Origin of the sequence: Spirosoma endbachense, from assembly GCF_010233585.1 — a bacterium.
Classification (GTDB): Bacteria; Bacteroidota; Bacteroidia; order Cytophagales; family Spirosomataceae; genus Spirosoma; species Spirosoma endbachense.
The window spans coordinates 3562781-3587479 of the sequence record NZ_CP045997.1; the positions used below are offsets into that span (position 1 = coordinate 3562781).

Genomic DNA, 24699 nt, shown 5'->3' on the forward strand with positions numbered 1-24699 from the left:
AAAAAGGGAACCTATATAAGCCTAAAATACACTCCGGGAATTTAAGGGAAACAAGTCCCGTATTTCTACCCTAAAAATACCGTGAAAGTGGTATTGTCATAGTTCAGGCAGTTAGCTATATTTGTTTCCAATTAATTGATATACAAGAAGTTAATACGATCATTCATCCATGCCTACTCTTTTACGAAAGCTCTTACTTCTATTGGCAGTCGGCGTGTTGCTGATCAATTGCTCTAAGTGGAAACTCGATCCGTATGATTTAATTCCGCAAGTTAAGACCGGAACTCCTCCTGCTGGTCCGGCTACTACTTCTGTGCAGGTCGATTGCGTCATCGAAGCCTTAGGTGCCAATACTCTTCAGGAGTTTGGCGTTGTCTATTCCACATCCAATCAACAACCCACAACCAGCGATACCAAAGTAGTTGCAACCGGAACCAGTGGCAGTGCACCGGTCGTTCTGAACGGGCTGCAACCCAACACGACGTATTATTACCGTACGTATGCCATCAATAATAAGGGGCTGATTGGCTATGGGGAAACGTTATCCTTCAAGACAGCGACGGTCATTGCCGAAGTTAAAACCCTTGATCTGGTAGGAACTCCGGGAGCAACGTCCTTTCAGGTACAGGTGCAGGTTACGAATACCGGCACGGTTACCCTTAAAGAATATGGTATCGTTTATTCGACAACGAATCAACAGCCCACTACAGCCGACACCAAAGTACTCGCTACGGGCACCACGGGTGCAACCACACCCGTATCGCTTACTAATCTACAGCCAAATACCACCTATTATTATCGGGCCTATGCCATCACCAGTACGGGCGATGTGAGCTATGGTGATACCAAGCAGATTAAAACGGGCGAGCCAGCTCCGGTAGTTCAAACCCAGGACCCAGTTGGTACACCGTCTTCGAGTTCGGCTGTACTGCAGGCTCAGGTGAGTAATGCCAGTCAGATTACGTTAAAAGAGTATGGAGTCGTGTATTCGCCTACCAGCCAAACACCAACTATCGCCGACAGCAAAGCCGTTGCGTCGGGAGTTACGGGTGCATCGGTTTCCCTGATCATCAGTAATCTGCAACCCAACACGACGTATTACTACCGTTCGTATGCCACCAATGGAGCTGGAACTACGACCTACGGCGATGTCAAGCAGCTCAAGACGGGAGCAGCGACACCAACTGTCAGTACCGTGGCATTACTCAATACCAAACCGCTACTATTAGGCAATATATCCGCCACGGTCAGTTTTACAGTAGACCCGGCCGCTGCGGTTACTGAATACGGCATGGTATTAACGCCTGATCCGAATCAAATAAGTGCATTGATGGCCGGGACTGCCGCACCCTTACGGCGATTTGTTACAGCTGCTCCAGCTAACGGCAAAATTGATTTTGAGATAAAAGACCTAACCGAAAATTCGCCTTACTATGCCGTAGCTTTTGCGAAAGATGCGACGGGTAAGACTGTCTTTTCGAAGGAATTTGCAGCTTTTCAGACTAAGTATGGACCACGTGGCAACTGGCGACAACTAGCCAATTTACCTACTCAACTGGCTGGCGTCTACAACACACTGTTTACAATAAACGGTAAAGTTTATGTAGGCGGGCAGGCTATTGGTAGCGGGGTAAATTACAGTTATTTCAAGCAGTTGTATGAGTACGACCCAGAAACCAACATGTGGACTAAAAAGAAAGACCTGCCGGGAACAGCCCGCATAGAGCCCACCGTGACGGTACTGAACAACAAAGCGTACGTTCTTTTTGGTATAGGACTCAATACCAGCCAGGTAACCTATACATCCGATGCCTGGGAGTATGACCCGGCTACGGATAACTGGCGCGGATTAAGCACTCCCCCAGCCACAAAGGTCGGCGGACAGGGTGTATATAATCTACAGGCTGGCGCCATTCCGTTTACGTATAACAACAAAGTGTATGCCCTATTTGGCAGAGGCCCCTACAACAACGATGTTAATCTGACCAATATTTATAATTCACTGTATGGACTTGATCCATCCGCCGGAAGCAATGGCTCCTGGGATGTCAGCTTCCCTCTGAATGACAAAGGGCTTGCCAACAACGTGATCTATTCAGCAGCACGCTCGGCAGCCTTTTATTTTCAGGATGGCAACATAGTCTATTTTGGGGGCGGTTTGATCGCCAGCGCCTATAATGCCGTAGGTGCCAATCTACCCTACAGCACCTATTTCAACAGCCGACAAATCTGGTCTTATAATGCCCAAACGAGTGAGTTGAAACAGGTGGCTCTGCTCCCTACCACCTTTAACGATTGCTCCAGCACAGGCCCAACCGGCGACACCGGCGGACGGATGCAATACACGGCATTTGTGGTTGGCACAAAAGCCTATATCGTCGATTGTAGTCACAAAACGTGGGTTTTCGATCTAACTACCAAGGCTATTCCCACACAAGTTGCTACACTTAACAACCCGACAGGAACCGTTGGTATCGGTGTTGGGGTCGGTACAAAAGCCTACTTCGGCCTTCGGAATGCTGACTGGTGGGAGTTCACACCCTAAAACCGCGCTATAACCATCTACGCCAACTCAATACTATGAATCGAGTTTTATATCATCGCCTGTTTCCCTTTCTGGTCATACTGCTCACCAGCCTGGCCGTTCATGCACAACAGGCACCATCTGAAGCAACCAACATCCGGATTTCGCCAGACGAGAAAACCAGGCGATTGGTTATCCAGTACGACTTGCTGAGTGTACAACCCGGCGATTCGCTCTACGTCGAGATAGAGACTGCTTCGGGGCGGCATTTACGGCCTATTTCCGTTAGTGGCAATGTTGGGAAAGCAATCACGGCTGGTCGAAATAAAACCATTTACTGGGACATTGTCCGCGACAAGATCCAGCTCGACGAAGAGGTGGAGGTAATTATCCGGCTCGTACGGGGCGTAAACGTTACCCGACCAGCCACGGCGGCCAAACCGAAACCACCCGTTCCGGCTCCCGTGGTTAGCGTACAGAAAAAATCACCGCTTCCCATTATTGGCTGGATCGCTACGGGTGGTCTGGCAGCCTATACGTTTGTGCTGGCTTCGGGTCTCAACAAAGATGTTGATGCCTACAACCAGAAAACAGTGGCCAATACCCTGGCAGAATGGAACACTGCCGAAGACAAGCGAAAAGACATCGATAGCCGCCGGGGAACGGTGACCATTGTAGCGGGGGCTACGGCCGCCCTGCTCATCGCCAATATTGTGTATACCGTCGTTCGTAAATCAAATCAGAATAGCAAACCGAACCAACTACGTACTGCCTGGCAGATCAGACCTGCCAGCCAATCGATGGGTGTTGGTCTGGTGCATACGTTTTAAGCCGCTCAATAGGATGAAACTAATTGGACTTTTCTTAGCCGGGCTTTTACTTGTGTTTACAGCTCAGGCGCAGGAATCGGGAGATGGTGTCTCGGTCTCTCGTAGTGTACGTCAGAAGATCAGTACCAAAAGCCTTTATGTTCCCGAGCCAGCAGCATCGTCGAAAAAACCGAAAGGGACAAATCCATCGGAGGAGAAAGCGGCCAATCCATTGCAAGCCATACAGTTTGTGCAGAGCCAGGCCGAATTCCTGCCCAGTTCCCAGCCGGCGCTCGAAGAGTTAGTAGCCTTTATGCGAAGTAAGCCAACTGTTGAAATCGAGTTGGCTGGTCATACCGATAATCAGGGCGATTTCGACCAGAATGTGCTGCTCTCGAAAAAACGCGTGGATTTAGTGAAGGATTATTTAGTAAAAAATGGCATTGCGTCCAGTCGCATTACGACACGTGGTTATGGTCCGACTCGCCCGATTGCCAGTAATAGCACCGAAACGACACGAAAGCTAAACCGGCGTGTAGAGATGTATGTATTGAAACAATAACAGTCAACTAGCTAGCAATAAAGGAACGGCCAACGAATCATAAACCAATGTTAGCCAGACCAATACACAATAACCCTCTTAATATCATGAAACTAAATATACTGTTCTTCATCGGATTTCTGGTCGTGCAGACAGCACAGGCACAGGAATCGGAACCTGGTATTTCAACCTCTCGAAGTAGTCGTCAAAAAATAAATACGCAAAGCTTCTACGCCCCCGAAACGGTCAATGTTCCGCAGATTACGTTTCAAATGGGCGATGGACAAAGCAGTACAGTTCAGACCGATGAAATTGTTGTAAAAGCATGCATCAAAACCAGCAAGCCCCTAACCCGCCTAAACCTGTTTGTGAACGATGCCTTACAACAGGCCAGTCGGGAACTGAAAGTACAATCCGACGGGGCTCAAAAGGAGTGCGATCAGGCCCTTTCACAAACCGTTCAGCTTCGGGAAGGCGACAACCGGCTTAAACTGGTAGCCCAAAACGAAGGAGGTATTACATCTGAATCGTTTCTGATCAGGTATGATAAACCCGCAGCAATTGTTGCCGAAAAACGGCTGGCTTTAGTGATTGGCAACGCCGATTATCCATCATCAAATCGCCTGACCAACCCGGCTAATGATGCCAATGATATGGCCGAAGCCCTTAAAAATGTGGGTTTTGAAGTGATGATTCACACGAATATGGACGTTCGATCCATGCGTCGGGCCATTGATGAATTCGGCAATAAACTTAAGGATTACCAGGTCGGATTGTTCTATTATGCGGGTCATGGTGTGCAGAGCAGAGGCCGCAACTTCCTGGTACCGATTGACGCAAAACCCGAAAGCGAAAACGAAATTGAGTATGACTGTTTTCTGGCCGACCGGATACTGACCAAAATGGAGGATGCCCGCACACGCACCAACATTGTGGTACTGGATGCCTGCCGCGACAATCCTTTCGAACGCAGTTGGAGCCGGGGAGGTAGTGAAAATACTGGACTTACAACAATGGATGCCCCTGTTGGATCGGTGATTGCCTATGCAACCTCACCGGGCCGAACGGCGGCCGACGGAAACGGTCGCAATGGCTTATATACAGCCGCCTTGTTAAAAGCACTACAAGTTCCTGATCAACCACTGACCCAGCTCTTTCAGCGGGTTCGGGCCGAAGTGCTTAAGCAATCGAACAACAAACAACTACCCTGGGAGTCAACATCACTAACTGGCGATTTCTATTTCCGGCGCAAGTGATGAGCTTCTCCTATTGTTCATTCCTTCATGAAAATTATATGCCTTCTGCTTGTAGCCAGCTTTGCCCTGGATTGCCTTGCGCAAACGGGTAATTCGGGGCAGGCCAATGAAAAGCGACTGGCGCTGGTTATTGGCAATGGCGACTACACCAATGGGGCATCGTTGCCCAAGGCGATCAATGATGCCAACGATATGGCTGTCGCTTTGCCACGGGCAGGATTCGAAGTCATGCTGTTTACAAATGTCGACAAGACATTTCTGAAACGGGCGATCAGCGAATTCAGCGCTAAACTAAAGGGCTATCAGGTAGGCATGATTTACTACGCGGGGAGCGGTATTCAGGCAGAAAATCAGGAGTATCTGGTACCAATAGACGCCGATTTCAGTAAAACGGACGCGATAAAGTCCATGTGTCTGCCCCTTAGTCAGCTCGTCGAGGAAGTGGCGGCTGCGAAAGTACCTGTCAATATCATTCTGATCGACGCCGACCGCACCAATCCTGTTGAATCAATGTACACTCGTAACTCACCCCGTTCGTTAGACACTCCATTAGGGTTTGTCGTGGCTTATTCAACCGCGCCAGGCAAAGCGCTGGTTGATAACCAAGGCCGAAACAGCCTCTATACCGAAGCATTGTTACAGGCAATGGCAATCCCTGATCAAACGCTGATTCAGATGTTTCAGACTGTTCGGGCACATGTGATTAAACAGTCAAACAACAAGCAGCTACCCTGGGAGTCGACCTCACTAACGAGCGATTTCTATTTCCGACGGAAGTAAATAGGCTGTTTGCCTGTAACGCAACGGTAACGTAAATGCATGAGAGAAGGCAATAATGCTGGCAATCAATAGCAAAAAAGTTTCTATGAAATTATCGCGTTATGAAAATCTTATTAGTAGTGATGCCAGGCTACAAATGGAGCCTGGAGCCTAAAGTAATCCCTACTGGCGGAAATCCTGATTATGGGATTTTTTCGAAAGGGCGGGTGGAAATTCCTATCTTAAAAGGCTATGATCTTGATGGAGGCAGTGTACTGGCCGATGGGTCGACACCAGCTGATTTTTACTGGAATGTTGAGCAGCTCACAAAAGTACCCAGAGGAGAACTGTATGCCCATAATGGAGCAAAATTTGCCACAACCATACTGGCTCAAACCGTCTTGCAACAGTCCCGATCAATGTTGTATTCAACACAAACGCAACAAACGTACTCAGATAATTCGATTGCTACCGATTCCAGCACACCGATAAAAGCAGGAATTGTCATTGCTTACCAGACAAGTGACGGACGGTATGGTGCCTTTAAGGTAGACAAACTCGGAACGGGAACTGCCTTGACCCTTTCCATAACCTAGGTTACGCTGACTAATTGACTATTTCTTGTTTTCCGTAACCGCAATTTGACCGACTAAGACAAAGTGTCTATAGACATAGTTGCCGTTTCCTGTATCAATGAGTAACAAATCTATTGATCGTTAGGCAATTGTGACCGTTCACTCAATCAAACCGCCATTCACTCAAACGACCACCGACCACGGGCAACAAATCGGTAAGTTGAATCCACGTTTGGGGCAAAATAAACCGTCCAGACCATGCTAACCCTTGCTTACACTGAAGAATTAAGACGCGCCGTCAGCATTGCTCAGGCCATTGCGCGAGAACACCAGCACCTGACGTTCTCACCGGGACATCTGCTAACTGGACTGCTTCATAACGACGTTGGGCTGGCTTCGCAGTTGACCGTCTGGGATGTCGATGTGCCCTATTTACGCGACTGGGCCGATATTCGTGTCGAAAGCTATCCGAAATCGGCCCGAACAACCCAGGAACCCGCCGGTGACACGCAGGTCAAGGCTCTGATGGAAGTGTCGGATGTGGTTCGGATGAAACTCGGTGAGCACGAACTCACCCCAATGGCTGTACTAACGGCCATGTGCAAACCCGATGTGGCTTTCACACGTGACCAGCTTAAATCCTTTCCACTAACCGAGAATCAACTGCTCGAAAAAGCCATGCAGGATGTTGGCTTTCAGCAGGCTATCAATGGCCAAACGGGAGGTGTAGCAGGCAACGGGAAGGTCAGTAACAGCTCTGTTTCAGCCGGGGCTGGTGATTCAGGCGCAACGGGTAAAACGCTCTTTAAATTCTGCACCGACCGAACAGCATCGGCCCGTGAAGGTAAACTAGATCCTATTGTTGGGCGCGATCGCGAAACCCGCCAGATGATCGAAATCCTTGGGCGCAGGCTCAAACCAAATGTCATTATTACGGGAGAACCCGGCGTTGGCAAAACCGCACTTGTTGAAGGTTTAGCCCAGCAGATTGTGGCTGGCAATGTTCCTCCGCATCTTAAAAATGCCCAGTTATTTCAACTGGATATGGGATCGCTCATTGCCGGAGCATCCTACAAAGGCGAAATCGAAGACCGGCTTAAAGGAATTCTGGCCGACCTGAAACAGTTTGACCGGGCTCTGCTCTTTATCGACGAAATTCATGTGCTGATGGACCCACACGGAGGAGCAGTTGGTACGGTAAACCTGCTTAAGCCCGAACTGGCGCGGGGTGAACTGACGCTTATTGGCGCAACGACCAACGACGAATACCGCAAATACCTCGAAAAAGACGAAGCCTTTGCCCGCCGATTTGAGGTGCTGGCCGTTGAAGAGCCCGACGAACAGACGGCTACCCGGATGGTGCAAACCATTCTCCCGTTATTCGAGAAACATCACCAGATCGGTGTAGCCGAAACAACCGTTGCCGAAACCGTTCGTCTTGCCAAACGATATCTGAAAGACCGACGATTGCCTGATGCTGCCATTGACCTCATCGACCGAACGATGGCTGCGATGAAAATGGCCGCAGAAACCACTCAGCCCGAAATCGATCGACTGAGGACCGAACTAGCCGATATACGCAAAAATGCAGACATAGCAGACCCTTTGACGTATATGCCTAACGTTAGGTGGTTTGAGCTTCAGATGAAGAACCGGCTTAGCCCTGTTCTACTCGGTCAGGTCGAAGAAGATCTGCATACCGATTCATTTGAAGTACCTGATGCCCTGGCCGACCATCTGGCCAATCTGCTTACGAAACTCGAAGCCCTAAGTGAACAGGTTCGGGATAAGGTCGAACCTGCCGAAGTGGCCGCTGTGGTTGCGAACCGTACCGGAATTCCGCTTGGCAAAATCCAGTCGAAAGAGCGCGATAAACTCCTGGCGCTGGATGAGCATCTGAAACAGCGCGTGGTTGGTCAGGATCATGCCGTGAAGATCATTGCCGATGCCATTCTGGAAAACCGATCGGGTCTTAGCCGACCGGGACAGCCAATTGGCTCGTTTTTCTTCTCCGGTCCAACCGGGACCGGTAAAACCGAACTGGCAAAATCAATGGCTGACTTTCTTTTCAACGACGAGCGCGCCCTGATCCGGTTCGATATGTCTGAATTTAAGGAAGAACACTCAGCGGCCCTGCTCTATGGCGCCCCTCCGGGCTATATAGGCTATGAAGAAGGGGGTTTGCTGGTAACCAAAATTCGGCAACAGCCCTTTGCGGTTGTCCTATTCGATGAGATCGAAAAAGCGCACCCATCGGTATTCGATATTTTCCTGCAAATTCTGGATGAAGGATTGCTTCACGACCGGCTTGGCCGGGAGGGTGATTTTTCGAACGCGATCATCCTGTTCACCTCCAACATTGGGAGTGATTATGTGGTGGAAAAAGCCGCTAAGGGTGAGATAGCCGCATCGAACGATCTGCTGGAAATAATGGGCCGTTTTTTCCGGCCGGAATTCCTGGGACGTCTGACGGAAATTATTCCCTTCCAGCCCATTTCAGAAGAAGCGATTGTGAGCATTTTCAATATTCAGTTGAAATCGCTCCTCAAAATGCTTGATAAACAAGGCATCACGGTCACTATCGACGATGCAGCCCGCAAGCAACTGGCGCTCGAAGGCTACACACCCAAATATGGTGCACGACCGTTGCGGGGTGTGATCCGGAATCGGCTCCGCCGACCGCTCTCACGCATGATTGTGTCGGGAGAGATCGGCAAAGGCTCTCACCTTAAGCTGGTAACGAATGAGTTAGGCGAATTGAGTTTTGAAACGGTACAGATGACCGTTTAACTAATTGGTGCAGTTTGCTTAAACGGAATTTTCACTTGACTAAAGTTGATAAAAAGCAACTTTGTTCCTAGAAAAAAACCAATAAGGCAATGGGTAAAAATAAATACAGTGAGGCTGATCGAATACAGGCTTCAACACTGGAGCGGGAAATGCAGCAGTTAAGTAATGATTTTTACCTAAAACAAGCTGAACTTAAACTTTTTAACGTTCGGGGACAATTATGCACCACTTACTTAAAATATAATTTTGTGCGGTTTAGTGAAATATATAGTCAAGCTTATGATTCTTATTCTGATGTAATGATGATAGTACGAATGAATGCCAAATTTGAGCAGGAAATTATAGAAATTTTAGCGGGGTTAGCAATTGGGGTAGCACTAGGTTTAGGAGGTGGCTTACTGACTGCAACGATTTCCGGAACAGCGGCATTAGCAATTGGGGTAGGTTCAGAAGTAATTGAAGCTTCGATAGGAGTTGCCAGTAAATCATTAACAGAAGTAAATGGGGCTGATTTACAACCAACGGGGCTTCATCCAGGTGTAATAGGATCAAGATTATGGAAAAATCTTGCTACTTCTTACGACAATTTTCAGAAAATTCAATATTTCTATCAAAATGTTGGACTGGCTTTTGGTATGGCCGAAAGGCTACAAGGCCAGTTTGCATTAATGAAAAACGGTCTGTCTACAGATTATACCCTACCAAAATTACTTGAAGCAAAAAATAAACTAATTAAGTATAGAGAAAAATTAAGCACCTACGACCTAAATAATTTAACCTCTGATATAGAAAAAACATACAACACAGCTCGAAAATTTCTTCTTCCATCAGCCAGGAAAATTGAACAGGATTTATGGCTATTCTGGATGGTCTCAATTAGGCATAATGGCCAGCTAGATTATCTCAATAGAAACGAAATAAAAGACCACCTTGATTACATTGGTGTCTTTGGTAGAAATGGAAGATTAAATGAATGGTCTAGATCAGGATATGAACTCGGATACCAGTATTTATTGAGACTTACAGAAAAGGCTGTTTGGGAAACTGCTAAAATAAGAGAATCCTATCGATTAATTAACCTATCAATTAATTAATAGTGAGCAAAATTCAAACCTTGAACGGCCCCAAAACTCATGAAAAATAAGCTTGACAGAATAAACTTCTAAATCTCATGTCGCCATAACATAAATAGCGCCTTGGCCTAGAGCCATCAATAAGTTCAAAATTGGTGTGGTAGCTAACTGAATTTACTGCATTAACGAAGATAATGGTCCTTAAACAACCAAAAAATGGGTGTCAATCAAGTAATCGTGCAGTACGCAGCCAATAAAGTTGGGCACCGCGATGGCGATGGACAGTGCTGGACATTGGCCGAAAAAGCCCTTAAAAATGCGCATGCCAAAACATCGAATGATATTATGGGTGCCGACGGGGTGAATTCTGACGCTGATTACGTCTGGGGCACCGAGACATCGCTGGCCAACCTTCAACCGGGCGACATTGTCCAATTCAATTACTACACCATGCACATCGACAACGCAGATGGAAGCTGGCGAGAAGAAGGTCGGGGTGAGCCAAGGCATACCGCCATTGTAGCTTCGGTAGGTGCTGGCGGGAAAGTAGTTGTTTATGAACAGAATATTCCGGATGGAGGGCCGGTCAAAAAATCAACCCTCTATTTTAAGAATACGGACAGTGTTACGCTGGGCGGGAGCTGGTGGTTTTACAGGCCAATACCCAAATAAAGCCAAACAAGACCGTTTACTCAGTTGGTAGTTTCTCGAATTACGTAAAAATGCGACCAACGAAATACGACGTTTCGCGTTCGGAAGTCCAATTATAACAACGTTACGGGTTAGAATCATGGCACATTTCTTTGATGCAACAACAACCGCTCCACTAGTCGACTGCCCTCTGCAGGTAGGTCAGAAAAAAACGGTTGGCCTTTTTGGTGGCGATTTCTTCGGAAATGATCTGGGGGTTATCATTGATCAGAGTCTGGTGAAAATGCAGGAAAAAAAGCCAGGAAAAAACTTCCGCTATTTTGAGTTAACCGGCTTAAAACCCGGCGATGCCATCCTCCATGCCTATGCGGGCCTGTTCGATTATGCCATCCCGATTGGGGTGAAGGTGACGAAAAAAATGTTCACTCCGCAGGGAAAATTAGTGCAACGGCAGGCCATTGTCAATGAAGCCCGTAGTCATGCCGGGAAGGCCCATTACCTGTGGGGAGCAGCGGGCAATTCGCCGGGAATGTCGGATGGTGCTAAATACCGCCCTTCCATCGTAAAAATGCAGGTCGATTCCTTTGATACGAAAAAACCATCCGTTCAGACGGCCTTCACCGACATTGGCGGACGGAATACTTGTGCTGGCTCGTCGAATACAGTGATTCAACTGACAACACAAGCCACTAATGATTATCTCGCGTTACGCAAACAGGTCGGTGATATGCCATTGCCACTGATTAACGTGACCCCCCGGCTTTATAAGTTCAATGGAGAGGTGAAGCCGATTGGCGTTAGCCACAACGGAATCGTGTGGGGCGGAGGGTGCGAGAATGTGAAACACTTCGACTGTATTGGCTTTGTTAATTATTGCTACAGTCTGTTTGTAGCCCAGAGCAAGTATCCCTTTGGGACTAGTATTGTGGAATTCATGACCCGACCAGCCAATTATGGTTTCGTTGTCGTAGCTGATTCCACCGATGTGCTCGATGCCGATATCATTGCTCAGTATAGCGAAAAGGGCGGCTGGCACCACATCGGTATGGTCTATATGGAAGGCAAAACGGCAAAAATCGTACAGGCCGCCGATTCGCCGATTGGCGTTACCGACACCGCTATTTATCACGCGGCTCAACCCGGCGCATGGACGAAACGAATCCGAATTATGGACAACATGCTTTAATCAAAAACTCTATTAAACCCCAGCATACATGGCAGTCAATAAACCCCAGATCGGGGGAGTCATTATCCCCGAAGAAACCAGCGAGGCTATCAAGTTCCTCCAGGAAAATAAAACGGCAATGGTTGGCAAATTTACGGCCGATTCCATGAGTCAGGCTCCTGTTGAAGGGGTACAGAAATTACAGGACGCATTCGATACGTTTCAGCCGGAGGTCGATGTAACACATGAGACCGAAGATGGCGAAGAAGTCAATGAAACCCTGTTTTTTCAGAATCTGACGGCTTTCAGCAAGCAGGGCATCATTGACCAGAGCGCGTTTTTACAAGCCCTTCAGTCGCAGGAAGACAATTACCAGAGCCTGATTAAACGGCTCATGTCGAACAAAGCCTTTCAAAAATTACTGGCCGATCCGCAGGCGAAACAGGCGTTTATCGACGCCCTGAATGTGATGGCCAATGAGCTAGACGACGCCGACGCAAATTAATTTCCAATCATCCCCACTCATCGCATAAAACGCATTGCAACGATGGCAAAAGAAGAACAGAATCCGGAGAATGCGCCCTTGCTCAGAGCGCGCGTAGTTGAACAACAAAAGCCTACGCGTTCACTCACCGAAAGCGTTCAGCAACTGACCAAATTTGGCGGATTTGAGTTCATTAAAACGGTCGTAGACGGTACCGAAAATATGGACCCGTCTAAAAAAGCACGTAAGTCGATCTTTCTGACGGAGGAGGACAACAAACAGGACCGAAAAAAACTCAAAAAACGGCTCAGGGATTTTGCCGATTTACTGGCCGCACACGACAATGTAGCCGACATGATTGCCGAAGCCGAACAAAAGGCTGCTTCGGCCAGCAATACGCTGAAAAAGAATCTGGCTACTGTGCTCACTCAAACCGAAGAGTTAGAGGCATCTTATCGGTCATTGTCGCTGTTTTTCGAGAACGCTGAGTCAGAAAAGGTCAAAAACCTTGTGTTGTTCGATGCGGGTAATGACATGACAACCGACGCCGATGGGTTCAGCAATCCGACGGGCATTTTCGAACAGGTTGCGAAAGAACTGCGTGATGGGTACGATAAATTAGATCTCTCCGAAAACTACTCGCTGCTGGTATTACCGGGCTGGCTCAAGAAAAATGTCATTGTCGACAAATGGGCTTCGCTGGCGTATCAGAACAAGGTGATGATGCTGACGGACTATCGTCACCTGGATGACCCGGATAGCGTTGAAGCGACTTTCGAGCGCGACAAACTAACCGGCGCAGATCCGCACAAAGCCAACGTGATGATGCCGTGTAACTGGATCGTAGGTCGCGAAGCCTACACCGAACTGGGTCAGGAAGAACACCTGTATGTGTCGCCTGCCATGGCCCTGGCCGGAATGCTCTGGGGAGGGCACATTGCCCAGCCATCGGCCGGTGTACAGCATGGTAAGCTCAAAATGGCCAGTGGTGTCCGATTCAGCATGCGTAAAGGTGAAATTGCCCAATTGGAAGACAAAGGTCTGATTCCAATGGTCTATGAATATGGTCGGGTAATTCCATTCTCGGCCAAAACGCTCTTCAACGGTGACAACGTAGGCCTGCAAACCTACAGCGTTGTACGGGTATTCGATTGGATCGGAAAAGTATTTCAGGATTTTCTGAATCGTCGGACATTCGAGAATATCGACAATAAGATGATCGAAGAAATCAAAGGACAGGTGGCCAGCTTTTTAGCCACCATCCGGGGACCTGGCAAGATCATCGAAGACTTCAGCAATCTTGACATCCGTCGGCATCCAACCATTCCGACCCACGTCATTGTGAATGTAAAACTCAAACCATTCTTCCCAGCTAAAGTATTTGAAATCAACCTGACCGGAACCAAAGGTCAATGGGATGCCGACTTAAAACAATAAACCAAACCAATTTTTAATCACGTAAAACTAATTACGACAATGGCTCACAAGTCAACCCTCAAAATCGACGGTAAAGAGTTTGAAGTACTCTCCCTTTCTTACAGTTTTCACCAACATGTCAATCCTAACACGAACGAAACAACTTCGGAAGTATTTGGTGGTAACATCGATGTATCGATTGAAACCCGCAACGCCGACGCCAAGATTATCGAACTGATGGTCCTTCCTCATAAAGATGATGTAAGCGGAAGCATCGAGTTGAAAAACCAGAAGGGCGAAGAATTGCGAACCATCAAGTTCGACCACTCGGCCATTATCAACTTCAGCGAGTCGTTCAGTTTGTCGGGCAGTGGCACAGGTACACAGAGTTTCACGATCTGTTCACGCGATCTGGATGTGAATGGCCAGAAGCTGAAGCTACTGCGCGAATAAAGCATCTAGTCCAGGAAAGCGAACTAAACCCAAAACCTATAAGGTCTTAGAGACCTTATAGGTTTATGCAAGTGCATGAAAACGTCAATACGCCAAAAAAAATATCGACCTCGATACACCCAGCGAATAAGCTCTGTTAGCTACTGGGTAGGTCTTTTCGCCGGACTGGCCTTGTTTTTGGCAAGTGCATATTCAGCCTGTGCGGCCAAACCACCGGCAACTATTTTCGGCGAGTATGTCGGCTTTACAGACAAAAGCAAATCGAGTGGTCAATATCTGCCGACTAAAAAAACGGATAAAATACAGATTTCCAGAAGCTCGACGGCCGATGCGAAGGTGACGATTTCGATGACATTTGATAAAGGCCAGAGTTGTGAACTGGAAGGCGATGCCGTTTGGAGCAACGGCCAGCTAACAGTAAAGGCCGATGGTCTCGATGAAGCCAAGCCCTGTCAACTTGTGCTCCGAATCAACGGCGCGATAATAACCTTGCAGGACTCGGGCATGTACTGCCGGGAGGTGTATTGTGGAGCGCGTGGTACATTCGATAAAGCCCGCTTTCAAAAGAAGCTCTAGCTATCGGTTTAAAGTCGGATCGGTCATCGATCAACTAATCAGTCCATTACAGCTATGCACACCAGCGTTAATCAGTCATTTAGAGCATTCAATGAGCCGTTCGAAGGCGTTGTTCGGTTCATGTACCTTGATATTCTAGGATTAGTTACGGTGGGAGTTGGCAATCTCATCGACCCAATAAGTGCAGCTTTAAGCCTACCCTTTCAATATAAAAACAAGCCTGGTATTAAAACACCGGGCGCACCTGCCGCTACGAACGTGATCGAAGCCGAGTGGAAACTTTTGAAAGGCAAACAGGAACTGGCAAAATTAGGCCATCGCGCCTGTGAGAAATTTACGAATCTTGAACTAAGTGACGATTCTATTAACAAACTGATTCAGAATCGGCTCCTACAAAATGAAAGCTTCCTTAAAAGACAGAAACCATTTAAGAATTTTGATAACTGGCCTGCCGATGCTCAAATGGCGATTTTAAGCATGGCATGGGCAATGGGGCCAGGCAATTTGCATAAGTGGACACTGTTTGCCGGAGCCTGCGAACGAATGGATTTTGATGTAGCCGCCGACAATTGCCGGATTCGGGAAGCGGGTAATCCTGGAGTGATTCCGCGCAACAAGGCAAACATTCATCTTTTTCAGAATGCAGCCGCTGTTTTAGCGGGCGAAGCCGATGGCTTTTACCAGATCAGCACATTATATTATCCAGTCTGGGCCATGAAACCGATGGTATTTTAACCCCGAAGTACCTGAATACTCAACCTAGTATAACCTGTTAATTACTACCCTTGATCGATTATGTCTTCCACCAATCAATATATTGCAGTAGCCGAAGTAACGATCAATGGCACTCCGTTGAAGCGGTTTAATAGCGTTCGGATCAGTCAGCGTTTTGACGGCCATCATGATTTTGAACTAAGCCTTTCGCCCGATATGCTCGATGGTGGAACGGCAACGGTTAAGCTGAAAGAATTAGGACAGAAATTTGTAGGCGAGTTAGCTACCATCAAGCTCAAACAGGGCGAAATGGACAAAGGAACGCTTAAATCTGAAAAACAAAATTTAACCTTTAAAGGCATTGTTACGGGCGTACAACTCTCCAAGGGTCAGTCTGCCACCCAATCCATTCTCATTAGCGGCAGCAGCCCCACACTCCTGCTAAATGCAGGCCGTACAACCCGCTCGTTCGATGAAATGACACCGAGTGCTATTGTCGAAAAGATCATTTCCTCGTTGGGGCTAAGCGTTACTGTTTCGGCCACCAGTAATCCCGTACTGCCTTACATTACGCAATACGAAGAAGACGACCTCCATTTTGTCCAGCGGCTGGCTGAAGCTTACGGTCAATGGTTCTTTTACGATGGTGAAAAGCTATACTATGGTAAAAAGTCGGCCGACACAGGCGTCACGCTTGTTCATGGCAGTAACTTCTTCGATATGGAGTATAGCCTGCGCGTGGCTCCAATGAAGATGAACGCGAAGTACTATGATTTCTCCACCGATCAATATTTATCAGCCGAAGTAACGAGCAATGATGTCGATGGTTTACAGGAATTTGCCAAACTGGTTCGTGACAAATCCAGTGCCTTATTCAAAGATAACCCCGTTGAACTGGGCTATCAGAACCACCAGAAAGACAATACACTGAAAGACGTTGCCAAACTCAAAATCAGTGAAATTTCCAACAAATTAGCGGTGCTACAAGGGCGAACCTCCGAAATGCAGTTGAAAATCGGCGGTACGGTCAAAGTCAAAGATGAGATTTATGGCGTCAGTGATGCCCGCCAGGGAGCTCAGTTGCAGGAAACCATTGACTATGGCACGTTTCTGATTACGCGCCTAAGCCATTATCTCGATTCAAGAGGTATTTATCAGGCTAATTTTGAGGCTATTCCGCAGGATATTGATTTTCCGCCCGTCGATTACAAGATCAGTTCGCCTAGTGCTCCCCCGCAGCCTGCCATTGTGAAGCGAGTAGACGACGAAGAAAGCCTGGGGCGCGTGAAGGTACAGTTTGCCTGGCAACAGGATAGTAGCCAGACAACTCCCTGGGTTCGCGTGGCCCAGTCCATGGCCTATAAAGACCAGGGTGTCTATTTTATTCCGGAAATTGACGAAGTTGTATTCGTTGATTTTGAGATGGGCAACCCCGATCTACCGTTTGTGCGGGGCAGTATGTTTCACGGCGATAAAACACCAGGCCCACTATTCGACAAAGACAACAACATCAAAGGAATCATTACCCGAAGTGGTAACCACATCCTGATCAATGACGAATCGGGCAAGGAGAGCATTAAAATTTACAACAAGGATCAGAAAAATACCATCGAACTGCTGCTCGACGGCGGAACGACTATCAACATAAAAAGCGAGGGAAATATCAACATCGAGGCCAAAGACACGATTACGATGAAGGCTAAAACGATTGATATGACTGCTGATCAGGAATGGAAAGTAAAAGCAGGCAAATCCGAAATTAACAACGATCAGGGCATGAAAATAAATGCAAATGCCAAGGTTGAAGTGGCGGGTCAGGCTGGCGTAAAAGTAGAAGGGGCAACGATTGATATAGAAGCCCAGGCAAAAGCGTCGATCAAAGCCAATGCCCAGCTGGCACTGGAAAGTAGTGGCCAGGCATCGTTGAAAGGAACAATTGTCATGATCAACTAATATGGCCGACTCCAGAACGACTGATAAGGAAACCGGAATGGTGACCGCAAATGAGGTACTGATGAAAGCGTATAAAAGCCGCTTCAATGAGGCCTTACCACCGAACAGTGAAAACTGCTCAGGCTTCCTCAAGTCGTTAGGCCAGGAAATGGGCTTTTATGTGCCTAATCTGCGAGCCGATGGTATTCTTGCGTATTTGGAAATGATGACGGTCAATAACAACTATGTTTCTTTATGGCAAAAGCTCGGCGTAGGTAAAGAAGGGTTAAGCAAAGCGATCAGTTATGCCCAGCAGGGACGGCTGATCATTGCGGCAACCAATAGCATCGACTACGGCCAGAGCGAAGGCCATGTTGCCGTTGTGTTGTCGAAACGGATCGGCCCGCACAATGCTCCCCTGATTTTCGGGGGAAGTACAATAGCCGGTCCACGATCGCCCGGTACGAAAACAATTCGTATGGTCTGGAATATGCGAAAGCTCCATGTCATACACTTTTTTATGCATCGAACGATCTATCTGGGAATTTACGAATAAAGCCAATGCCAGCCGACTACTACGCCATACCGCCCTCATTCGGTGCGCTGGTCAAACGCCAGTCACTCGACAAACTACCGCTCGACGAATCCGTGCGACAGAACATTGCACTCTACCTGTCGACCCGGCCCGGCGAGTATCACTTCGATTCGGCCTATGGTTGTATTATTCACAACTACGAATTTCAGGAACTCAACGAAACGCCCAGTAAAGACCAGATCAAACGCTCCATCGAAGACTACCTGCGTAAGTTCGATAAACGAATCGAGCCAGAGCGGGTAGCGATTGAAGTAGCTGACGTAGAAGAAAAAATAGATGGCCGTAATCCGCGTATCTGCCGCTATGTGCAGATCGTGGTTCGCTGCCGATTGACCCAAACCCGTGAAATGCTACCCGAAATGAAGTTTCGGGTAGTGCGTTATTCATAAAATCATACCTATGACTCCGCAACGCCAACGATCTCGCGAGGCCATTCGCAGCGAAATGATTCAGGAAGTAGCCAGGCTCTGGAGCTATGATGAGTCTGATATGGCCGTCGAGAGCTTCGACCCGTTGGTCGGCATGCTGCTGGGTGCGTTTGCCACCGGGATCGAAGGGCTACACCACGAATTGCAGAACTCGCGCAGTCGCATCGTGCAACGGCTGGCCACCCTACTCACGCCCGATGTGATGACCGGCCCGCAACCGGCTCATGCGATCATGCGGACGCACGTCATCGACCCTTCGTTTGAGGTACTGCCGACACATCCTTTTTCGTGTAGTGTAGGTGGTCGGGAGATCCATTTTTCGGCGGCTGGATCGTTCCCGCTCTTCAACGCAAAAATCAAAACCGTTGTCGTTCAGAACAAAATCAAGGAATACGGTCCATCGGCTAAAGAATCGTTCATGAACCAGATTCTGCCCGGCAACCAATGCTGGGTAGGGTTGACCGTTGACCCCGATCTTGATTCGTTCGAAAATCTGCTCCTATTTTTCGACTGGCGTAACGACCCCCTTCGTTCCGTACACCTCGATCAGGTAGCCGACATCCGGCTGTATCTGGGCCAGACGGAGATTAACGCGACTCCTGGCTTACCCGAGAGTTATCTGCTCAGTGACAATTCTCTTTCCAGTCAGCTTCACGAGCATACCCGCCGGTATTATGGCCGACATTTCCTGTCGATCAGCAGTGTCTCAAAAAAAACGGACCAGCCGCTTTCGTTGGCCGAAAATCGCCAGAAATGTCCCGCAGAATTAAGTCAGGGCCTGTCTGCCGAAGAATCCGCTAAATTTTTCTCGCAGGAGTTAGTCTGGCTAAAATTGCAATTTCCGGAAAGCCTCTCCGACGACGTTACCTACCGAACACAAATTGACGTCAATGCCTTTCCGGTCGTGAATCGCAAACTCTGCATCGATCCGCACGACCTGCGCCCGTTGTTCAACGTTTTTCCGGTTCGACTTGAAGCGCAGGAGTCATTTCTGGAAATGATCGATCTCGAAACGAATAACGGGCAGAAAATCAGTCAGGCGCAACAAATTACCCGCGATGCCCAGAATCAGTATGTGCTGCGTCAGGGTGGTATTACACGCTTCGACGAACGAGATGGGTACGATATTGTGTCGTACCTGATTACCCTGTTGCGCGATGAAAGTGCCATGTTTATGGCCTTAGGGCGGAGTGAACTGGAAAGTGAGGTCGAGGAGATCAGGAAACGGCTCGAAAAAATCAACACCGCCATTGGCGAAGGGAATGATCAGAATACCTTTCTGACCGTAAAAACGACCGAAAAAACCGGACGGCTAACCGTGAAATTCTGGAGTACGAAAGGCGATCTGGCCAACCGGATTCCCTTCGGAACCAAACTTAGCAAAGATCGCAGCCAGATCGTTTTTTCGGACGACGAAACCGTATTATTGACCACCTCAACCGGCGGCAAACAACGGCTGAAACCGGACGAAAACCTACCCGCCTTCCGGCAGGCTTTGCTCACCAGAGGACGGGTCGTAACGATCGAAGATATAAAAGCCGTTTGCTTTGCTGAGCTCGGCGACAAGCTAAGTGGTGTTCGGGTGACCAAAGGGCTTTCAACCGGGGCCATGAAAACACAGGGATTAACGCGAACTATTGATGTGATCTTAATGCCTAATCCGGCCAAACCAGTAACGGCAGAGCAATGGGAGGATTATTGTCATCGCCTAAAACATCTTATTGAACAACAGTCGTTTGCAGCGATGCCTTACCGGGTTATGCTGAAAAAGTAAATGGCACAAACAACCGATATCGAATCATTACTGAATCAGGCGGCTACCCGGCGGCTACGATTCGAGAATATTGTGAACGAATTGCTGGACGATGGACTGATTGCCAAAGATGAACTGGTGATTAGCCCCGAACGAACATCGGCCTATAATTTTGAACGCGACATTCAGGAAATCCGTGACCGATCGAATGATCAGCACGAAAAGCTTTGGCAAATCGGGATTCCGCGCGACGGATTCTATGATACATTGCCGGAGCGGCTGTTTCATCGGGCAAAAAAGCGTACCAAAGACGAAGACGAATGGGCCGAAATACGGCAACAGGAAGAGAAGCAGGAGCAGGAATCGCGGGAGTTTTTTTTACCTTTCGATAGCGAGTTCAATCATCAGCGAGCAGCCATTGCCCGGTTTGAAACCCGAACGCTGGCTGGCGACGATGAATTACTCGTTTCCGAATTACTGAAGCTGGTAGCCCCCGATGCCGAAACGTTTTCACTGACTAATCAGCAGAAACTGACCCTATTTCTGCTGATTAGTCAGGCGTATCAGGTTGTAGGCAACTGGGAGTTGACTGCCTATTATTTCAGTAGTTTTTTACAGGCACCCGTTCAGATTCGGTATGGTCGGCAAGTGGTTGCCGTAAACAGACCAGCAGGCTCGGCAAGCAGCTGGCAACCGAATCGGCTGGGCGACGGTCGACTTGGGTTAGACTGGGTGTTGCCTCAACCAGCCATGCTGGACGATGGAGGCCTTATCCGGTTAACCATTGGCCCATTGACAGACAGCCAATTACATGGTTTTTTGCCGGGTGGCCGGGGTTTAAAGCATGTTCAGTTGCTGGCCGGGTATTTATTCCCGGTCGATGCCGACTGGCGAATGGATATACTGACCGACGCGGTAAACGAAGCCTTTATGCTCTCGGCAAGTGGAACTGCCGGACGGCTGGGTTTAACCTCAACGCTGAGTTAACCGGCCATTCAATCAACGGTGGTTTGCAAAAATGAAGGGAGAAACGACTAACAAATTGACTCAAAGGAACCCACATTATCGATGAAAACAGACGTTATACTGACCGTTTCACTTTACGTCGTTATGGCGATCTTGTGCCTGATCGGCCTGTTCATGCGACATTCGGCGAAAGACGTGTTTACGAAAAAACTGCTGATGTATTCAGTAGGGGCACTTGCGATTGCTGCCGCTCTGGGCGCAGCTTTTGCCCGTTCAGAATCGCTCGTAACCGTATTCTACTGGCTCGAAGGTCTGGCCTTGATGCTGGGTATTGCTCATGTATTGATTTCCAGAAAGCTATTTCTGTTTCAGGCAACTGGTGGGTTCTGGTCAGAACTATTGTTTACGGGGGCCATCCTGTTTTTGATCGCAGGGGCATTTACCGGACTTTTTCAGGGCCTTCAACGATCTGACCGGTTTCTGCCCGCCCTGGCTTCGGGTCTGTTGCCGTTTTTGCTACCACTGCTATTTCTGTATGCTTACATGGCCTGGTTAGCCATTCCACCCAGAATTTATCGGAAGTGGTTCTATCCGATCGACCGGGCCGTACCGCTTATTGAGCTAAACGATACAGTTCGACTTAATTTCCGCGTAGCCAAAGCACCGGATGTTACAGAACTGGCCACTTACACCGTCAAAGCACCCATCGACCGAACACTCCATGATCTATTCCACTATATGATTTATTCGCACAACGCCGAAGAGAATCCGGAACAGCCCATTCTGTATTATGAGCAAAACCACGAAGGAAGCTTACTGGGATGGGTTTTTTATAAAGAGTCGTTTGGCGGTATTTCGAAACAGTTTCTGGATCCGGCACTAACGTTAACCCGTAATGGGATAAAAGCCAATGACGTTATTATCGCCCGGAGTTTTGTCAGTACTGAATAAAGTAATCAGGCAATTTAGTACCTTAAACCTGTCTGATCAATCATTTACCCAATTCTCAGAAAACCCAATCTATGTTACCTGAACTCTCACACTGGCCAGTCAACTGGGCCGATGGAATGAAAATAACCCGGTCGCATTTGCTGGGCAACGACAACGCCTTTCGCGATGCGGTTCGGGATGCGGGGGGCATGTTGCTAAGCCCGTTAACGTACGGTTTATTACCACCATCGCCCGGGAAAGACAGTCCACTGGCAATAATTTGCGATGGCCATGAGATGGTTTTGAGTGTTTGCCGGGCCGTAACACCCGGTGGGGCAAGGATTGAACTGGATGCATCTCAACCGCCCCTGCGTCTGGCCTTAAGCGCTGCTCGTGATGAGTGGATACGGTTAGGGCAGTCAACGGGTTATGCCGTTGTCGAAGTAAATCCGTTCGAGCCACAACCCTGGGGGCAGCCAGATCCTGAAGAAGTCCCGCTGCGCTATCCATTTACAACGCCCGGCTATCGGTTGGGGGCGGTTCCGCAATCGGCGCTTGCCAGCCCACTGTCGGCCGCTTTTCATATGCCGGTCGGTCGGTTACTGCTCGCCAATGGCGTATTTAGTCTGGCACCTGATTACCTGCCTCCGTGTCGGATGGTTGGTGTACTGCCAGCCATGCAGCAGCACTATCTGACGATTGGTAGCCGTATGGGTGAAATTGCGGGATTTGCGACGTCCATCATCGTACGCGTACGTACCAATGCCCGCTCAGGACAACAGAATTTACTGGCTACCACCATCGGTTATCTGGCAGAATCTACCGTACGAACCATCGCCGACAATCTGGATGCCTTCCAGTTACGGGGTACGTATGAGTCGCCGGTGTTCGTGGCAGAATTCGGGATGCGGTTTGCCCGCGCCATGACGCTGATGATCCGCAGCACGCCCGACCGAGAGAAAGAGGCTATGTTCAATTACTTCAAAAACTGGTGTGGTATTAGTCCTGTACAATTCGAATCAGCCATGCAGGAAGTGCTGGATATGGAGTATGCTCATGCCGATTGCCAACCGGTTCTGGCTTCCATCATTCGGCTATGCGACGTAGTGATTGCGCTTTATGGGAAGCTAAGTCAGTTGAATTACGTCGAAAAGGATAAAGATGAATTTTTTGTGGATCGGCAGGATACTCCTGCCAAACCCAGCCCTAAGCCTAGTTTTTGGGGTCGATAAACTAGTTTATAGTCACTGATTGAGTGCTTTGGTTTCTGAAGTATAGAAACCCAAAGCACTCAATTACTAAACAAAAGTCAAGTATGGGACAGCCAGCTGCCCGCGTGGGCGATTTGCACGTTTGCCCGATGGTTACACCGGGCGTTCCACCCATTCCGCACGTGGGGGGACCTATTTTACCTCCCGGTGCCATAACGGTTCTGATTGGTGGGCAACCAGCCGCCTGTGTGGGCGATATGTGTGTCTGCGTTGGCCCACCCGATAGCATTATCCTGGGTTCCATGACGGTCCTGATTGGCGGAAAGCCAGCCGCTCGAATGGGCGATACGACTGCTCACGGTGGCACGATTACGTTGGGGCTGCCAACGGTCATGATTGGCTGATACAGCGCTCCGTCAATTCGTCAAGGGTAATAGCTCCGGGCGAATTGACGGAGCACATCCAGCATCTTAAAAACCCAAAGTCCAGTATCCATAATAACCATGAATGCATCTTTTATAAAATTTCTGCTGGTAACACTTTTCCTGGGCGGAGGTATCGGAGCTATTTTTTATGCACTGAGCGGGCAGGGTCCGTCAGATGGTAAGGGTACTTCCGTAGAGCAGGAAGAGCATTTCCTGAGCGATGTCCGGCAAGCCGACAGCTTACACATAAAACTCAAAAAAACCGATCCTACCGAGCAGGCCAGTGAGTTTTCCTCCCTGCGCTTCAGGCAGGAAGAAGCAATTGGCCGCATGGAAACGGGTTATAAAGCCGATACCGTTTTTCGGTCGCTCTCGCAGGTAACGGGCCGGAATTACAGCAAGTTATTGGGTACAGTTGCGCTACAAGCCTCTGATCGCCAGTCGAAAGCCGAAACAAAAGATCAACTGGTGGATCAGGTCGCTACGTTAAAAACGGAGGTTCAAAGTCTGGAAACCCAATTAATGCTCAAACAATCGAGTCTGGAAAACCTGCGCACCATTAAAGCCACCCAACCGTAATTTCTATGTAGGAAGCAAACGAGAAGGTTAACGTAAAAGCAATCAGACAATAGTGATCGTAATGCCTGATTTCTTTATCCGTAATTCCTGTAAA

General features: G+C 48.4%; 24 protein-coding genes. All 24 read left to right on the plus strand.

Annotated features, from left to right (window positions below; all coding sequences use genetic code 11):
* Positions 1 to 169 precede the first annotated feature (169 nt).
* The 24 genes from GJR95_RS14150 to GJR95_RS14265 all read left to right on the plus strand — a co-directional run bounded on the left by GJR95_RS14150 (position 170) and on the right by GJR95_RS14265 (position 24605).
* On the plus strand, positions 170 to 2545 hold the full coding sequence (locus GJR95_RS14150; RefSeq protein WP_162386480.1) for a hypothetical protein: 2376 nt from the start codon (positions 170 to 172) through the stop codon (positions 2543 to 2545).
* A 35-nt stretch (positions 2546 to 2580) separates the two neighbouring features.
* The gene (locus tag GJR95_RS14155) at positions 2581 to 3354 is read left to right on the plus strand and encodes a hypothetical protein (RefSeq protein WP_162386481.1); all 774 of its coding nucleotides are present in this window, start codon (positions 2581 to 2583) and stop codon (positions 3352 to 3354) included.
* Between the two features lie 13 nt (positions 3355 to 3367).
* The gene (locus GJR95_RS14160; protein WP_162386482.1) at positions 3368 to 3895 is read left to right on the plus strand and encodes an OmpA family protein; all 528 of its coding nucleotides are present in this window, start codon (positions 3368 to 3370) and stop codon (positions 3893 to 3895) included.
* Positions 3896 to 3981: 86 nt separating this feature from the next.
* Entirely contained in the window at positions 3982 to 5130 is a 1149-nt protein-coding gene (locus GJR95_RS14165) for a caspase family protein (protein WP_162386483.1), read from the plus strand.
* Between the two features lie 27 nt (positions 5131 to 5157).
* A complete protein-coding gene (locus GJR95_RS14170; RefSeq protein WP_162386484.1) occupies positions 5158 to 5910 on the plus strand; it encodes a caspase family protein in 753 nt (250 codons plus the stop codon).
* Between the two features lie 101 nt (positions 5911 to 6011).
* Positions 6012 to 6485 (plus strand): hypothetical protein, encoded by a 474-nt coding sequence (locus tag GJR95_RS14175; RefSeq protein WP_162386485.1) that lies wholly within the window; start codon positions 6012 to 6014, stop codon positions 6483 to 6485.
* Positions 6486 to 6722: 237 nt separating this feature from the next.
* A complete protein-coding gene (locus GJR95_RS14180) occupies positions 6723 to 9254 on the plus strand; it encodes an ATP-dependent Clp protease ATP-binding subunit (RefSeq protein ID WP_162386486.1) in 2532 nt (843 codons plus the stop codon).
* A gap of 89 nt (positions 9255 to 9343) precedes the next feature.
* On the plus strand, positions 9344 to 10348 hold the full coding sequence (locus GJR95_RS14185; RefSeq protein ID WP_162386487.1) for a hypothetical protein: 1005 nt from the start codon (positions 9344 to 9346) through the stop codon (positions 10346 to 10348).
* A gap of 195 nt (positions 10349 to 10543) precedes the next feature.
* Positions 10544 to 10999 carry a hypothetical protein gene (locus GJR95_RS14190; RefSeq protein WP_162386488.1) on the plus strand — a complete coding sequence of 152 codons (456 nt, stop codon included), beginning with the start codon at positions 10544 to 10546 and terminating at the stop codon, positions 10997 to 10999.
* A 118-nt stretch (positions 11000 to 11117) separates the two neighbouring features.
* Positions 11118 to 12164 (plus strand): hypothetical protein, encoded by a 1047-nt coding sequence (locus GJR95_RS14195; RefSeq protein ID WP_162386489.1) that lies wholly within the window; start codon positions 11118 to 11120, stop codon positions 12162 to 12164.
* Between the two features lie 28 nt (positions 12165 to 12192).
* Positions 12193 to 12648, plus strand: a complete 456-nt coding sequence (locus GJR95_RS14200) for a hypothetical protein (protein ID WP_162386490.1) — start codon at positions 12193 to 12195, stop codon at positions 12646 to 12648.
* Positions 12649 to 12690: 42 nt separating this feature from the next.
* Positions 12691 to 14064, plus strand: coding sequence for a type VI secretion system contractile sheath protein TssC (locus GJR95_RS14205; protein ID WP_162386491.1), 1374 nt, complete (start codon positions 12691 to 12693; stop codon positions 14062 to 14064).
* 39 nt (positions 14065 to 14103) lie between these two features.
* Entirely contained in the window at positions 14104 to 14496 is a 393-nt protein-coding gene (gene tssD / locus GJR95_RS14210; protein WP_162386492.1) for a type VI secretion system tube protein TssD, read from the plus strand.
* A 75-nt stretch (positions 14497 to 14571) separates the two neighbouring features.
* Complete coding sequence (locus GJR95_RS14215; RefSeq protein WP_162386493.1) at positions 14572 to 15072, plus strand: hypothetical protein; 501 nt, start codon at positions 14572 to 14574, stop codon at positions 15070 to 15072.
* A 54-nt stretch (positions 15073 to 15126) separates the two neighbouring features.
* Entirely contained in the window at positions 15127 to 15807 is a 681-nt protein-coding gene (locus GJR95_RS14220) for a hypothetical protein (protein WP_162386494.1), read from the plus strand.
* Positions 15808 to 15867: 60 nt separating this feature from the next.
* Positions 15868 to 17739, plus strand: coding sequence for a type VI secretion system Vgr family protein (locus GJR95_RS14225; RefSeq protein ID WP_162386495.1), 1872 nt, complete (start codon positions 15868 to 15870; stop codon positions 17737 to 17739).
* A 1-nt stretch (position 17740) separates the two neighbouring features.
* Complete coding sequence (locus GJR95_RS14230) at positions 17741 to 18274, plus strand: hypothetical protein (protein ID WP_162386496.1); 534 nt, start codon at positions 17741 to 17743, stop codon at positions 18272 to 18274.
* Between the two features lie 5 nt (positions 18275 to 18279).
* The gene (locus GJR95_RS14235) at positions 18280 to 18702 is read left to right on the plus strand and encodes a GPW/gp25 family protein (protein WP_162386497.1); all 423 of its coding nucleotides are present in this window, start codon (positions 18280 to 18282) and stop codon (positions 18700 to 18702) included.
* 10 nt (positions 18703 to 18712) lie between these two features.
* Positions 18713 to 20515 (plus strand): type VI secretion system baseplate subunit TssF, encoded by a 1803-nt coding sequence (locus GJR95_RS14240; RefSeq protein ID WP_162386498.1) that lies wholly within the window; start codon positions 18713 to 18715, stop codon positions 20513 to 20515.
* A complete protein-coding gene (locus GJR95_RS14245) occupies positions 20516 to 21481 on the plus strand; it encodes a type VI secretion system baseplate subunit TssG (protein WP_162386499.1) in 966 nt (321 codons plus the stop codon).
* 81 nt (positions 21482 to 21562) lie between these two features.
* Complete coding sequence (locus GJR95_RS14250) at positions 21563 to 22411, plus strand: TssN family type VI secretion system protein (protein ID WP_162386500.1); 849 nt, start codon at positions 21563 to 21565, stop codon at positions 22409 to 22411.
* 71 nt (positions 22412 to 22482) lie between these two features.
* Positions 22483 to 23622: a hypothetical protein gene (locus GJR95_RS14255; protein WP_162386501.1), complete on the plus strand. Its 1140-nt coding sequence runs from the start codon at positions 22483 to 22485 to the stop codon at positions 23620 to 23622.
* An 83-nt stretch (positions 23623 to 23705) separates the two neighbouring features.
* The gene (locus GJR95_RS14260; protein ID WP_162386502.1) at positions 23706 to 24005 is read left to right on the plus strand and encodes a PAAR domain-containing protein; all 300 of its coding nucleotides are present in this window, start codon (positions 23706 to 23708) and stop codon (positions 24003 to 24005) included.
* A gap of 99 nt (positions 24006 to 24104) precedes the next feature.
* Positions 24105 to 24605: a hypothetical protein gene (locus GJR95_RS14265; protein ID WP_162386503.1), complete on the plus strand. Its 501-nt coding sequence runs from the start codon at positions 24105 to 24107 to the stop codon at positions 24603 to 24605.
* Positions 24606 to 24699: the final 94 nt, after the last annotated feature.

Bases quoted from the DNA above. Each gene is read 5' to 3' on its own strand.
- GJR95_RS14150 (WP_162386480.1), top strand. From the start codon at position 170: ATGCCTACTCTTTTACGAAAGCTCTTACTTCTATTGGCAGTCGGCGTG.
- GJR95_RS14155 (WP_162386481.1), top strand. From the start codon at position 2,581: ATGAATCGAGTTTTATATCATCGCCTGTTTCCCTTTCTGGTCATACTG.
- GJR95_RS14160 (WP_162386482.1), top strand. From the start codon at position 3,368: ATGAAACTAATTGGACTTTTCTTAGCCGGGCTTTTACTTGTGTTTACA.
- GJR95_RS14165 (WP_162386483.1), top strand. From the start codon at position 3,982: ATGAAACTAAATATACTGTTCTTCATCGGATTTCTGGTCGTGCAGACA.
- GJR95_RS14170 (WP_162386484.1), top strand. From the start codon at position 5,158: ATGAAAATTATATGCCTTCTGCTTGTAGCCAGCTTTGCCCTGGATTGC.
- GJR95_RS14175 (WP_162386485.1), top strand. From the start codon at position 6,012: ATGAAAATCTTATTAGTAGTGATGCCAGGCTACAAATGGAGCCTGGAG.
- GJR95_RS14180 (WP_162386486.1), top strand. From the start codon at position 6,723: ATGCTAACCCTTGCTTACACTGAAGAATTAAGACGCGCCGTCAGCATT.
- GJR95_RS14185 (WP_162386487.1), top strand. From the start codon at position 9,344: ATGGGTAAAAATAAATACAGTGAGGCTGATCGAATACAGGCTTCAACA.
- GJR95_RS14190 (WP_162386488.1), top strand. From the start codon at position 10,544: ATGGGTGTCAATCAAGTAATCGTGCAGTACGCAGCCAATAAAGTTGGG.
- GJR95_RS14195 (WP_162386489.1), top strand. From the start codon at position 11,118: ATGGCACATTTCTTTGATGCAACAACAACCGCTCCACTAGTCGACTGC.
- GJR95_RS14200 (WP_162386490.1), top strand. From the start codon at position 12,193: ATGGCAGTCAATAAACCCCAGATCGGGGGAGTCATTATCCCCGAAGAA.
- GJR95_RS14205 (WP_162386491.1), top strand. From the start codon at position 12,691: ATGGCAAAAGAAGAACAGAATCCGGAGAATGCGCCCTTGCTCAGAGCG.
- tssD (WP_162386492.1), top strand. From the start codon at position 14,104: ATGGCTCACAAGTCAACCCTCAAAATCGACGGTAAAGAGTTTGAAGTA.
- GJR95_RS14215 (WP_162386493.1), top strand. From the start codon at position 14,572: ATGAAAACGTCAATACGCCAAAAAAAATATCGACCTCGATACACCCAG.
- GJR95_RS14220 (WP_162386494.1), top strand. From the start codon at position 15,127: ATGCACACCAGCGTTAATCAGTCATTTAGAGCATTCAATGAGCCGTTC.
- GJR95_RS14225 (WP_162386495.1), top strand. From the start codon at position 15,868: ATGTCTTCCACCAATCAATATATTGCAGTAGCCGAAGTAACGATCAAT.
- GJR95_RS14230 (WP_162386496.1), top strand. From the start codon at position 17,741: ATGGCCGACTCCAGAACGACTGATAAGGAAACCGGAATGGTGACCGCA.
- GJR95_RS14235 (WP_162386497.1), top strand. From the start codon at position 18,280: ATGCCAGCCGACTACTACGCCATACCGCCCTCATTCGGTGCGCTGGTC.
- GJR95_RS14240 (WP_162386498.1), top strand. From the start codon at position 18,713: ATGACTCCGCAACGCCAACGATCTCGCGAGGCCATTCGCAGCGAAATG.
- GJR95_RS14245 (WP_162386499.1), top strand. From the start codon at position 20,516: ATGGCACAAACAACCGATATCGAATCATTACTGAATCAGGCGGCTACC.
- GJR95_RS14250 (WP_162386500.1), top strand. From the start codon at position 21,563: ATGAAAACAGACGTTATACTGACCGTTTCACTTTACGTCGTTATGGCG.
- GJR95_RS14255 (WP_162386501.1), top strand. From the start codon at position 22,483: ATGTTACCTGAACTCTCACACTGGCCAGTCAACTGGGCCGATGGAATG.
- GJR95_RS14260 (WP_162386502.1), top strand. From the start codon at position 23,706: ATGGGACAGCCAGCTGCCCGCGTGGGCGATTTGCACGTTTGCCCGATG.
- GJR95_RS14265 (WP_162386503.1), top strand. From the start codon at position 24,105: ATGAATGCATCTTTTATAAAATTTCTGCTGGTAACACTTTTCCTGGGC.